This is a genomic window from Terrabacter sp. Root181, from assembly GCF_001428505.1.
Taxonomy (GTDB): domain Bacteria; phylum Actinomycetota; class Actinomycetes; order Actinomycetales; family Dermatophilaceae; genus Terrabacter.
This window is the reverse complement of the sequence record NZ_LMHU01000001.1, coordinates 1,182,453-1,194,259: the sequence shown is the minus strand read 5'-3', so window position 1 is coordinate 1,194,259 and position 11,807 is coordinate 1,182,453. Positions and strand designations below refer to the sequence as shown.

Here is an 11,807-nt window from a genome sequence, read left to right as displayed (position 1 = left end):
GGTTTGTGGCCTCTCGACGGTCCTCGAACGTCGAGAGGCCACAAACTGGCCGGCGGATTCAGGCGCGTGCTGTCGCCCGGGGTGTCAGGCATGTGCTGACGCGGGCGGAGTCAGCGCTCGACCGCTGCGGTGAGGGACGCCCGGGCCCCGACGAGGCTCGGGCCGTACCAGGTGAGCAGCCGGCCGCTGACGAGAGCGGTGCGCGCGCGGTCGAACGCCTCGGGGCCGTCGTCGGGCCTGAAGACGTAGGGCTCGTCGGGCAGCAGGACGACGACGCCCTCACGGTCGAGCTCGTCGAGGTCGACGTGCGGGTAGCGGTCGTCGGAGCCGGCGAGGACGTTGCGCCAGCCGAGCCGGGACACGAGGTCGCCGGTGAAGGTGTCGCGGCCGACGGCCATCCACGGGTCGCGCCAGATCGCCACGGCCACGTCGACGATCGGCTCGGGCACCGGGCCGCCCCACTCGTCAGCGGCCGCGACGAGCCAGTCGGGCGTGCCCACGTCGAGCACGTCGCGGAAGAGCCGCCCGAGCGAGTCCAGTGCCCCCGGCACCGTCTCGATGTCGGTGACCCAGACGGGCACGCCGGCGTCACGCAGCCGCCGGACGTCGAGCTCGCGGTTCTCCTCCTTGTTGGCCACGACGAGGTCGGGCTCGAGCGCCTCGACGGCCCTGAGGTCGGGGTTCTTCGTGCCTCGAACCCGTTGCACGGCAAGGCCTTCCGGGTGCGTGCACCAGTCGGTGGCGCCCACGAGCCGCTCCGGGCAGGTCGTCGCCAGGGCCTCGGTGATGGACGGCACCAGCGACACGACCCGGCGTGGCGGTGTCGGCAACGACACGGCATACGCGAGGTCGTCGGCGAGCGTCACCGGCACGGTTCGTGGCCTTTCGACGGTTGGAGGGTGGGGTCAGACGTTGCGGCGGTACTGGCCGCCGACCTCGAAGAAGGCCTCGGTGACCTGCTGGAGCGAGCACACCCGTGCCGCGCGCATGAGGACGTCGAAGACGTTGCCACCCTCGATCGCCACCGCCTGGAGCTCCTCGAGCGCCGCCTTCGCCTCGACCTCGTGGGCCGCCCGGAAGGCGCGGACCCGCGAGAGCTGGCTCTGCTTCTCGTCCTCGGTGCCGCGGGCCAGCACCACGGTGCGGGGCACCTCGCCCTCGTGCGGGTTGCGGAAGGTGTTGACGCCGATGATGGGCAGGCTGCCGTCGTGCTTGCGGTGCTCGTAGAGCATCGACTCGTCCTGGATGCGCCCGCGCTGGTAGCCGGTCTCCATCGCGCCGAGCACGCCGCCACGCTCGGTGATGCGGTCGAACTCCTTGAGGACGGCGGCCTCGACGAGGTCGGTCAGCTCGTCGATGACGAACGAGCCCTGGAGCGGGTTCTCGTTCATCGCGAGACCCCACTCGCGGTTGATGATGAGCTGGATCGCGAGGGCGCGACGCACCGACTCCTCCGACGGCGTGGTCACGGCCTCGTCGAAAGCGTTGGTGTGCAAGGAGTTCGCGTTGTCGTAGATGGCGATGAGCGCTTGGAGCGTCGTGCGGATGTCGTTGAAGTCCATCTCCTGCGCGTGCAGCGAGCGGCCCGATGTCTGCACGTGGTACTTCAGCTTCTGGGACCGCTCCCCCGCGTTGTACTTCTCCTTCATCGCGACGGCCCAGATGCGGCGGGCCACACGGCCCAGCACGGAGTACTCGGGGTCCATGCCGTTGCTGAAGAAGAAGCTGAGGTTGGGCGCGAAGTCGTCGACCGCCATGCCGCGCGCGAGGTAGCTCTCGACGTAGGTGAAGCCGTTGGCGAGGGTGAACGCGAGCTGGCTGATGGGGTTGGCCCCGGCCTCGGCGATGTGGTAGCCGGAGATCGACACGGAGTAGAAGTTGCGGACCTTCCGCTCGATGAACCACTCCTGGATGTCGGCCATCATCTTGAGCGAGAACTCGGTGCTGAAGATGCAGGTGTTCTGGCCCTGGTCCTCCTTGAGGATGTCGGCCTGCACGGTGCCACGCACGTTGGCGAGGGCGTATGCCGTGAGCTCCTCGCGATCGCCGTCGCTCGGCTCCCTGCCCTCCCGCGCCCGGAAGGCGTCGAGCTGCTGGTCGATCGCGGTGTTGAGGAAGAAGGCGAGGATCGTCGGCGCCGGACCGTTGATCGTCATCGAGACGCTCGTCGTCGGGGAGACGAGGTCGAAGCCGTCGTAGAGCGCCTTCATGTCGTCGAGCGTCGCGACGGAGACGCCCGAGGTGCCGACCTTGCCGTAGACGTCGGGGCGCGGGTCGGGGTCACGGCCGTAGAGGGTCACGGAGTCGAACGCCGTCGACAGACGGGTGGCGGGCTGGCCCTCGGAGACCAGCTTGAAGCGCCGGTTGGTGCGGAACGGGTCGCCCTCCCCCGCGAACATCCGGGCGGGGTCCTCCCCCTCGCGCTTGAACGGGAAGACGCCCGCGGTGAAGGGGTAGTAGCCGGGGAGGTTCTCGCGGCGCAGGAAGCTGACGAGCTCGCCGTGGTCGCGGTAGCGCGGCAGCGAGACCCGGGGGATCTTGTTGCCCGACAGGGACTCTCGGGTCAGGACGTTGCGGATCTCCTTGCCCCGGATGCTGACGACCTGCTCGTCGCCGGAGTAGGACTCGACGACGGACGGCCAGGAGGCGAGGGCCCCGGCCACCGCGGTCGGCACGTCGGTGCGGGCCTGGTCGAGCAAGGCCTCCACGGCACGCACCGCGCTCTCGGCGCTGTCGACGTCGTCGGCCGCTGCGGCGGCCGCGAGCTCGCCGCGCACCGACTCGAGCCGCTGCACCCGGCTGGCCGCGGCGGCATACCGCTCGGTGGCCTCGTGGTAGCCGCGGACGGTGTCGCTGATCTCGGCGAGGTAGCGCACGCGCGACGCGGGCACGATGGTCGCGATGCGGGTGGACTGCCTGGTGGCGACCCGCGGCAGCACGCCCTCCTCGACCGGCATGCCCCGGTCGGCGAGCAGGCCCCGCAGCTCCTGGTAGAGCGCGGTGACGCCGTCGTCGTTGAAGGTGGCGGCCGACGTGCCGTAGACGGGCATGTCGGCGGGGCCCTTGCCGAAGGCCTCGCGGTTGCGCACCATCTGGCGGCCGACGTCGCGCAGGGCGTCCTCGGCGCCGCGACGCTCGAACTTGTTGATGGCGACGACGTCGGCGCGGTCGAGCATGTCGATCTTCTCGAGCTGGCTGCTCGCGCCGAACTCCGGCGTCATGACGTAGAGGGAGACGTCGGCGTAGTCGATGACGGCGGCGTCGCCCTGGCCGATGCCCGGCGTCTCGAGGAGGACGAGGTCGAAGCCCGCGGCCCGCACGATGTCGAGGACATCGTCCAAGTGGGTCGGCACCTGCGAGCCGCCGCGCGTCGCGAGGCTGCGGAAGAAGACGCGGTCGCCGTCGAGCGAGCTCATGCGGATGCGGTCGCCGAGCAGGGCGCCGCCACCACGGCTGCGGGTCGGGTCGACGGCGAGGACGGCGACGCGCAGCTTGTCCTGCTGGTCGAGGCGCAGGCGGCGGATGAGCTCGTCGGTGAGGCTCGACTTGCCGGAGCCACCGGTGCCGGTGATGCCGAGGACCGGCACGCGGCGTCGGCCCGCGGCCTCGCGGACGGCCGCCAGCATGGCGTCGTCGATGTCGCCCTCCTGGGCGCCGGTGATGGCGCGCGCCACGGAGGCCCGCTCGCCGGCGAGCACGGCCTCGAGCGAGGGCGCACTCAGCTCCCACGGGTCGAAGTCACAGTCGGCGACGACGGTGTTGATCATGCCGGCGAGGCCGAGGCGCTGGCCGTCCTCGGGGCTGAAGATCGTGACGCCGGACTCGCGCAGCCGTGCGATCTCCTCGGGGACGATGACGCCGCCCCCGCCGCCGACGACACGGATGTGGCCGGCGCCGTTCTCCTCGAGCAGCTTCACGAGGTACTCGAAGTACTCGACGTGGCCGCCCTGGTAGGAGCTGACGGCGACGCCCTGGACGTCCTCCTCGATCGCCGCGTCGACGACCTCCTGGACGGAGCGGTTGTGTCCGAGGTGGATGACCTCGGCGCCCTGCGTCTGCATGATGCGCCGCATGATGTTGATCGAGGCGTCGTGCCCGTCGAACAGGCTGCTGGCCGTGACGAGACGGACGTGGTGTGACGGCTGGTGGAGATCGCGCTTCGCTGCGTCGGACATGGAAAAATAGTAGGACTTCCTACTAATGGACGTCAACGCGTCCGCGTCCTACGATGACGCCATGAGTGCGCAGACCAACGCGGCGGGCAGCGCGGGCGCCGGGGTCGCCGCCGGCTCGGGCCTCGGCTTCGACCCGATCGCCCGGGCGCGGGAGCAGTGGGTCGAGCAGGGGTGGGGCCCCGCCGCCGACGGGATGGCCGCGATCACCTCCCTCATGCGCGCGCACCAGATCGTGCTCGCCCGGGTCGAGGCGACCCTCCGCCCCCTCGGGGTGACCTTCGCGCGCTACGAGGTGCTCATGCTCCTGTGGTTCAGCCGGCGCGGCTCGCTACCCATGAAGGTCATCGGCAGCCGCCTGCAGGTGCATCCCACGAGCGTGACCAACGCGGTCGACCGCCTCGAGGACGCCGGGCTCGTGACCCGCTCGACCCACCCCGAGGACCGTCGCGCGATGCTCGTGGCCCTCACCCCGGCCGGCCGGGAGCTGGCCGAGCGCGCCACGACGGCCCTCAACACCGAGGTCTTCGAGCAGCCCGACCTCGGCGCCGCCGACGTCCGCTCGCTCGTCGACGTGCTGACCCGGCTGCGACGCGACGCGGGCGACTTCTGACCCCAGTTCGTTACGCGGACCGGCAGCGGCCGGGGCGCGACCTCGGCAGACTGGGGGGCATGCCCGACACCCCGCTGCCCCCGGACCACCTCGACCGGCTCGCGGAGCAGCGGCGCTCACTGCGGGCCCTCGCGCGTGCGGCGCAACGCCCCGGCGGCGGCTTCGGGTGGCTCGGCGACGACGGGAGGCTCGACCCGGCATACGGCGTCGAGCTGTGGATCACGGCGCGGATGACCCACGTGGCCGCCCTGGCGGTCCTCGAGGGCGACGCCTCGTTCGAGCCCGTCGTCGACCACGGCGTCGCGGCCTTCGCCCCCGGCGGGCTGCTCCACGACGGCGAGCACGGTGGCTGGTTCGCCTCGGTGCACGGCGACGGGTCGCCCGACATCGCCGACAAGCGGGCCTACGAGCACGCGTTCGTCGTGCTCGCGGCGACGTCCGCCTCGGCCGCGCGGCGCCCCGGCGCGGACGAGCTGCTCGACGGCGCGCTGCAGACCTTCGAGCAGCGGTTCTGGCGGGAGTCCGACGGCCTGGCCCTCGACGTCTGGGACCGCACGTGGACCGACCTCGAGGACTACCGCGGCGTCAACGCCAACATGCACTCCCTGGAGGCGCTGCTCGCCGCGTGGGACGTGACCCGCGACCCGCGCTGGCTCGGGCACGCCCTCCGGATCACCGAGCGCGTCGTGCACGGCTTCGCGCGGTCGTGGAACTACCGGCTGCCTGAGCACTTCGACGCCCGCTGGGAGCCGCGCCCGGACTACAACCGCGACCGTCCGACCGACAAGTTCCGCCCGTTCGGCGTGACGCCGGGCCACCTGCTCGAGTGGTCGAGGCTGTCGCTGCACCTTCGCCACGCCCTCGGGGCCGAGGCGCCGGCCTGGCTGCTCGACGAGGCGCGCTCGCTCTTCGACGTCGCGGTGCACGAGGGCTGGGACGTCGACGGCCACGAGGGGTTCGTCTACACCACCGACTTCGAGGGCCGGCCCGTCGTGCGCGACCGGCTGCACTGGGTCGTCACCGAGGCCATCGGCGCCGCCCGCACGCTCCACCTCGCCACCGGCGATCCCACGTATGCCGCGTGGTACGACCGCTGGTGGGAGCACGCCCACCAGTGGTTCGTCGACCCCGAGCAGGGCTCGTGGCGCCACGAGCTGTCACCCGAGCTGGTCCCGTCGAGCGTCGTCTGGCAGGGGCGCCCGGACGTCTACCACGCCTACCAGGCGTGTCTCGTCGGCGCTCTCGGCGAGATCACGTCGTTCGCGGGGGCGCTGCGCGACGGGGCGCTGCAGACGCCCCGCAGCGCCTAGCCCTGCTGCTGGTCGAGCAGGGCCCAGATCTCGCTCTCCGGGTAGCGGCGATGTCCGCCCAGCGTCCGGAGGGCGTGCAGCTGGCCCGACCGGGCCCAGCGGCTCACCGTCTTGGGGTCGACGCGGAAGATCGTCGCGACCTCCGCGGGGGTCAGCAGTCTCTCGACCGCCATGTCGTCGCCGTCCATGTCTGTCCGCCTCGCCCCGTCGCAGCGTCAGTGGAGGTCTCGGACTCGGGGCTGGCTGCTCAACCCCGAGTCCGGTGGATCCCGGGTCACCGCGCGCGGTGGTCCCAGGCTCCCGACACCAGCTACGGTACGGGTAGTTAATTAGACAATCAAGCGACCAGATCGGCACATGAGATGGATCTCAGGAGGTGGTGCGCGTGAGCCCCCGCGCCCACGCCCGCGACGACGCGACGATCGCCCTTCGGGAGCTGATCCTCGCCGGCGAGCGTTACCGCATCGCGGTGGCAGCCCACCTCGACCTCACGGTGAACGAGAGCCGGGCCATCAGCTATCTCCTCGCCCGCGGACCCATGGGCCAGACGGACCTCGCAACCGAGCTGGGCCTGACGACGAGCTCGACGACGACCCTCGTCGACCGCCTCGAGCGGCGCGAGATGGTCAGACGTGTGCCCGACCCGAGCGACCGGAGACGGAGCACCGTCGAGATCCCCGAGTCCGGGGTGCGCCGGCTGCGCGAGGTGCGCGACTGGATGCCGCACGCCTTCGACCCGATCGGCGCCGACGAGCTGCCCGGCGTGGCCGCCTCGCTGGGCACCATCGCGGCCGCGCTCCGCTCGGTCACCGCCGAGATCGACGCCGCCCGGGCGGAGAGAAGTGGCCGCAAGCGCCACTGAGCCCCGGCGCGGGGGCGGGCGCGGGCGCGGGGCGGTCAGCCGATGACGCGCTCGAGGAAGGTGTTGCCGAAGACCCGGTCCGGGTCGACCCGGTCGCGCAGCGCCCGGAAGTCGGCCATCCGCGGGTAGAGCGGCTCGAGCTCCGCGACTCCCGCGACGAAGCACTTGCCCCAGTGCGGACGCGCCCCGAGCGGCAGGAGCGCCGCCTCGATCGCCGGCAGGACGGCATACACCCGCTCCTGGTCGCGACTCCAGGTGAAGTGGACGGCCACGACGTCGTGGCCGTAGGAGCCGCTCAGCCAGAGGTCGTCGGCGACCACGGTGCGCAGCTCGCTGACCTGGAGCACCGGTGCCAGGCGCTCGCGCAGGCCGCGCATCCGCTCGATCGCGGTCAGGGCGTGCTCGCGCGGCAGGAGGTACTCGCTCTGCAGCTCCTCGCCGCGGCTCGGGGTGAAGGCCATTCGGAAGTGCGGCAGCCGGTCGAGCCACGGCCCGGGGACACCGCCCTGCACGGTCACCGCCTCTGTGTCGCCGTCTGCGAACATGTGCAACGTCGTCGTTGCCGGGGCACCGAAAGGCCGGGGCGGGGCCTCGTCGCCGCGGCTCTTGAGCCAGACCTGGTCGATGCCGGCGTCGCCCCACCGGGTGAAGAGGCTGACGCTGTAGGCGCTGCCGATGACGGCGTCGAGCCCGGACGCCAGTGTCTCCCAGGACAGCCCGGTGCGGACCTCCTGGCGCACGTCGTAGGTGGGCTCGACGTCGAGGGTGACCGAGGTGACGACGCCGAGCGCACCGAGAGCGACGACGCTGCCGCCGAAGTCGGTGTCCCCGCGGCCGACCGTGCGCAGCTCACCGTCCGGGCCGACGAGGTCGAGCGAGGCGACGGCCGTTGCGAGAGAGCCGTTCCCGATGCCCGAGCCGTGCGTGCCGGTCGCGACGGCACCCGCGACGGAGATGTGCGGGAGCGAGGCGAGGTTGCCGAGGGCCCACCCCTCCGCCTGGAGCGCGGTGGCGACGTCGCCGTATGCCGCCCGGCCCGTCACTCGGGCCCTGCGGGTCGACGGGTCGACGTCCACCCGGGTCGGCAGGTCGTCGAGCGACACGAGCACGCCGTCGTCGACGTCCGTGATGTCGGTCAGGTCGGTGAAGCTGTGCCGCGACCCGAGGGCGCGCACGCGCGGTGCCGCAGCGACGACCTCCTGGAGGTGCTCGACCGAGCGCACCCGCTCGATGCGGGACCGGTACGTATGGCTGCCTGCCCAGTTCGTCTCGACCATCGCCCCATTGTGCTCACTCGCGGCCCGCCGGGCAGACGTATTCCACGTCACGCCGTCCGAGTCGCGCGGCGAGCAGCGAACCGGCACGCGCGGGCGTGTCACTCTGGGCGGTGGCGTCGCCCGGGTCGTACGTTCGCCACGACGCGGGTCGCCTCGCCGCGGCCCCTCGGGGTCGACGTCGACCTTCTACCTCAGCCGAACCGCCGACCACCTGCAGGAGCCCCGGATGCCATCGTCCGCACCGACCACCCCGACCTCGATCGAGCTCGTCGCCGACGGCCTGGTGCTCGAGGTGGTGACGGCCGGCGCCGCGGTGCGCCGGCTGGTCGTCACGGACGCTGAGGGTGACACGAACGTCGCTCTGGGACATGCGGACCCGATGACGTACGCCGCCGACGGCGGCTACCTCGGCGCCACGATCGGACGCTACGCCAACCGTCTGTCCCGGGCCCGGTTCACGCTCGACGGCGTGGAGCACACCATCACGGCCAACGAGGGCGACAACGCCCTGCACGGCGGACTCGACGGTTTCGACCGTCGCGCGTGGACCGTCCAGGAGCAGGGCCCGAGCCACGTGCGCCTCGCGCTGCACGGCCCTGACGGCGACCAGGGCTTCCCCGGTGCCCTCGACGTCACGGTCACCTACCGCGTCGAGCCCGACCTCGTCCGCATCGACTACAGCGCCACGGCCGACCGCGCCACCGTGCTGAGCCTGACGAACCACACGTACTTCAACCTCGACGGCGAGGGCTCAGGCCCTGTCGACGAGCACGATCTGGCAGTGTCCGCGGACGCCTTCACGCCGACCGACGCCCAGCTGCTGCCGACCGGCGAGGTGCGCGACGTGACCGGGACGCCCTTCGACCTGCGCCGGCCGACCCGCCTCGGTGACGCTCTCGCCGGGGACGACGAGCAGCTCGTCCACGGCCAGGGCCTCGACCACAACTTCGTCGTGCGGGGGACGGGGCTGCGCCACGTCGCGACGCTGCGCGGCGCGTCGGGACGCACCCTCGTGATCGAGAGCGACCAGCCGGGCGTGCAGGTCTACACCGGGGCCCACTTCGACGGCACGGTCGTGGGGACCTCCGGCACGGCATACGGCCCTCGAGCCGGAATCGCGTTGGAGACGCAGGGGTTTCCCGACGCGCCGAACCACGCGCACTTCCCCTCGACGGTGCTTCGCGCCGGCGAGACCTACGCGAGCACGACGACCTGGCGACTGACCCGCGACTGAGCGACCGCGTCGCCGTCTAGTGACGTCGGCGGCGACCGCGCTCCTCGTGGAGCTCGGGGTGGACGTCCTCGGGCAGCTCCTCCGGCTCGGCCCCCTCACCGGGTCGGGCCACGCCCCAGCCGTCGGCCGTGATCGTGTCGACCGGCGGGTTGCCAACGAGGTGGGACCGCTCGGCACCCTCGGGATGGTCGCGACGCGCCTGCTCGGTGTCGTCGCGGTGCTTGTTGAGGGACTCGCTCCCATCGCGTCCACTACGGGACCGCCGAGGTCCGACGATGAGCAGACCGATGACGAGGATCACGACGACCGCCAGCATGACGATGAGTCCTACACGATCACCCATGGCACCTCCAGGGTCCGATGCGTCACCTCCGACGGTACTCCCGTCGGCGCGGCGCGAGGCCCGTTGCGCGCGAACGGATGTCGGCGGGTCGTGGGGTCGCTCAGTGCGCGTCGCGCGCCGCGCGCGCCGCGGCGACCTTGGCCGCGCGCTCGCGTGCGAGCCGGGCCGTGGGGTCGTTGCCCTCGCCGAGCTGGGCCGGGCCGAAGACGGTCAGGCCGATCAGGCGCAGCCGGTAGCCGATGCGATACCAGATCGACAGTCCCTCACGGGGCCTCGAGGACGACACGATGCTGCCTCCAGATAGTTAGTGCACTAACTGTTAGTGTACACAGATCCCGCGACCCCGAGGACGAGGCCCGATGACCCGCAGCGCCAGCACCCCTACCGGCATCCGACCGTCACGCCGCCCGGTCACCCGCTCCCACGACGCGCCGACCGTCTCGCCCGACGACCTGCTCAAGCTCGACCAGCAGGTCTGCTTCGCCCTCGCCGTGGCCGCGCGCAACGTCATCGGTCTCTACCGACCGGTGCTCGAGCCGCTCGGGCTCACCCACCCGCAGTACCTCGTCATGCTCGCCCTGTGGGAGCGGTCCCCCCTCACCGTCCGCGAGATCGGCCGGCTGATCAGCCTCGAACCCGCCACGCTCTCCCCCCTGCTCAAGCGTCTGGAGGCCGCGGGTCTCGTGACGCGCGACCGACACCCCGACGACGAGCGTGCTCTCGCCATCACCCTGACGGAGCGCGGCAGGCGCCTGCGCGAGCAGGCGCTCGAGGTGCCGCCACAGATCGTCGAACGGCTCGGCCTGCGCATCGAGGACCTCGAGGCGCTGCACGGCTCGCTGACCCGCGTCATCGCCGCGACGACCCCAGCCGACTGAGACACGCACCGGTCCCCGGCGCAGCGACGCGCGCCTTCCGACGGCCGCCCGGGTATGGCGCTGGGCCCGGACGTTCGGTCCGGGCCCAGCCCAGCGGGTGGTCGGCGGGTGCCGACGACGAGGCGGTGTGCCGGGGTGCGGTCAGGCGGCGGGCTGGTGGTCGACGAGGGCGCCGAGCGCGTCCGCGAGGCGGCCGAAGACCGCGGGGTCGCCACGTGGACCGACCTGGTCCGCCGCGTCGTCGACGCCGGCTGAGCCTCACCGCCCGGTGGGGCGCTGCGAGGCCGCGGCCGCACCGAGGTCGTCCGGCTCGAGCCGGTGCCGCGGTTCCGGGTCGACGACGGCGCGCTCCGTGACGGCCAGGTCCGGCCCGACCCGCACGAGCACGCCGGGGTCGAGCATCCGCCACCCCGGGTCCTGGTCGAGGCGCTCGCTCGCGACCACGACGCACGGGGCGTCCGCCAGGTCGTCGCTGACGACGTGCGTGCCGGACTCGCTGCGGTGGTCGAGGCCCTCGACGGGTCGACGGCGGTCGAGTAGCCAGAGGGCGTGCGTGTCGGGGTAGCGGCAGGCCCACAGCTCGGTCGGTGTCGTGAGGACGACGTTGACGGCATACACGGGCAGGTGTTCTGCCACCCAGCCGAGGGCCCGCTCCATGCCCGCACCGACGTCCCCACCGGCGGCAGCCGTCTCGGCGGTGACCAGCGCGAACAGGCGCTCGGAGTCGGTGTCTCCGCGGACGCGTCCCATCGCCGGGCCGAGGTGCTGCTCCAGGAGCGGCATGCCCTCCACCACCCCGTTGTGCGCGAAGAGGCGGCCGTCGAGCTCGAAGGGATGGGTGTTCTCCGGCCGGGGCGCGGTGCCGGACGAGTGCCGCACGTGCGCCACGAAGGTCGCACTCCGCCGCTCCTTCGCCTCGCTCGAGAACTCGGCGTCGTGCCAGGCCGCAAGAGGCTGCTTCTCGAGCACCGGGCGGCCGGCCTCGTCGAAGGTGCCGAGACCGGTGCCGTCGGGGTTGACGTGCGACTGGCGGGTCAGGCTGTCGGGCGCGTCGAGGAGCCAGAAGGTCGCGGAGACCCGCGCCCGACCGGCACTCATCCCGAAGAGACGACACACGT

At 72.2% G+C, this 11,807-nt stretch carries 13 protein-coding genes; 6 read left to right on the top strand and 7 right to left on the bottom strand.

Annotation, left to right across the window (positions count from 1 at the left end):
- Positions 1-110: 110 nt before the first annotated feature.
- Both ASD90_RS05580 and icmF read right to left on the bottom strand, forming a co-directional pair.
- Positions 111-872, bottom strand: a complete 762-nt coding sequence (locus tag ASD90_RS05580) for a helical backbone metal receptor (protein WP_056752673.1) — start codon at positions 870-872, stop codon at positions 111-113.
- Positions 873-905: 33 nt separating this feature from the next.
- Positions 906-4,175, bottom strand: a complete 3,270-nt coding sequence (gene icmF, locus ASD90_RS05575) for a fused isobutyryl-CoA mutase/GTPase IcmF (RefSeq protein ID WP_056752671.1) — start codon at positions 4,173-4,175, stop codon at positions 906-908.
- 61 nt (positions 4,176-4,236) lie between these two features.
- Here icmF and ASD90_RS05570 point away from each other — a divergent pair, with 61 nt between their 5' ends.
- Positions 4,237-4,785: a MarR family winged helix-turn-helix transcriptional regulator gene (locus ASD90_RS05570; protein ID WP_056754497.1), complete on the top strand. Its 549-nt coding sequence runs from the start codon at positions 4,237-4,239 to the stop codon at positions 4,783-4,785.
- A gap of 59 nt (positions 4,786-4,844) precedes the next feature.
- Positions 4,845-6,095: an AGE family epimerase/isomerase gene (locus tag ASD90_RS05565; RefSeq protein WP_056752667.1), complete on the top strand. Its 1,251-nt coding sequence runs from the start codon at positions 4,845-4,847 to the stop codon at positions 6,093-6,095.
- Here the strand turns inward: ASD90_RS05565 and ASD90_RS05560 are convergent.
- Positions 6,092-6,283 carry a BldC family transcriptional regulator gene (locus ASD90_RS05560; RefSeq protein WP_056752666.1) on the bottom strand — a complete coding sequence of 64 codons (192 nt, stop codon included), beginning with the start codon at positions 6,281-6,283 and terminating at the stop codon, positions 6,092-6,094. The genes ASD90_RS05565 and ASD90_RS05560 overlap by 4 nt on opposite strands.
- A 197-nt stretch (positions 6,284-6,480) precedes the next feature.
- Between ASD90_RS05560 and ASD90_RS05555 the strand changes: the two genes are divergently transcribed.
- A complete protein-coding gene (locus ASD90_RS05555; protein WP_157623003.1) occupies positions 6,481-6,957 on the top strand; it encodes a MarR family winged helix-turn-helix transcriptional regulator in 477 nt (158 codons plus the stop codon).
- 35 nt (positions 6,958-6,992) lie between these two features.
- On the opposite strand, the gene ASD90_RS05550 is transcribed toward ASD90_RS05555, so the two are convergent.
- Entirely contained in the window at positions 6,993-8,234 is a 1,242-nt protein-coding gene (locus tag ASD90_RS05550; RefSeq protein WP_056752660.1) for a D-arabinono-1,4-lactone oxidase, read from the bottom strand.
- A 226-nt stretch (positions 8,235-8,460) separates the two neighbouring features.
- Here ASD90_RS05550 and ASD90_RS05545 point away from each other — a divergent pair, with 226 nt between their 5' ends.
- Complete coding sequence (locus tag ASD90_RS05545; protein ID WP_056752657.1) at positions 8,461-9,468, top strand: aldose epimerase family protein; 1,008 nt, start codon at positions 8,461-8,463, stop codon at positions 9,466-9,468.
- A 16-nt stretch (positions 9,469-9,484) separates the two neighbouring features.
- Here ASD90_RS05545 and ASD90_RS05540 read toward each other — a convergent pair whose 3' ends face one another.
- Together ASD90_RS05540 and ASD90_RS05535 are read right to left on the bottom strand one after the other, a co-directional pair.
- Complete coding sequence (locus ASD90_RS05540) at positions 9,485-9,811, bottom strand: hypothetical protein (RefSeq protein WP_056752652.1); 327 nt, start codon at positions 9,809-9,811, stop codon at positions 9,485-9,487.
- 100 nt (positions 9,812-9,911) lie between these two features.
- Complete coding sequence (locus ASD90_RS05535; protein ID WP_056752649.1) at positions 9,912-10,097, bottom strand: hypothetical protein; 186 nt, start codon at positions 10,095-10,097, stop codon at positions 9,912-9,914.
- A gap of 73 nt (positions 10,098-10,170) precedes the next feature.
- On the opposite strand from ASD90_RS05535, the gene ASD90_RS05530 reads away from it, so the two are divergent.
- The gene (locus tag ASD90_RS05530) at positions 10,171-10,689 is read left to right on the top strand and encodes a MarR family winged helix-turn-helix transcriptional regulator (protein WP_056752647.1); all 519 of its coding nucleotides are present in this window, start codon (positions 10,171-10,173) and stop codon (positions 10,687-10,689) included.
- A 108-nt stretch (positions 10,690-10,797) separates the two neighbouring features.
- On the top strand, positions 10,798-10,944 hold the full coding sequence (locus ASD90_RS23755) for a hypothetical protein (protein WP_162260178.1): 147 nt from the start codon (positions 10,798-10,800) through the stop codon (positions 10,942-10,944).
- 3 nt (positions 10,945-10,947) lie between these two features.
- Here the strand turns inward: ASD90_RS23755 and ASD90_RS05525 are convergent, their stop codons facing one another.
- The gene (locus tag ASD90_RS05525; protein ID WP_056752644.1) at positions 10,948-11,805 is read right to left on the bottom strand and encodes a class II glutamine amidotransferase; all 858 of its coding nucleotides are present in this window, start codon (positions 11,803-11,805) and stop codon (positions 10,948-10,950) included.
- Positions 11,806-11,807 lie beyond the last annotated feature (2 nt).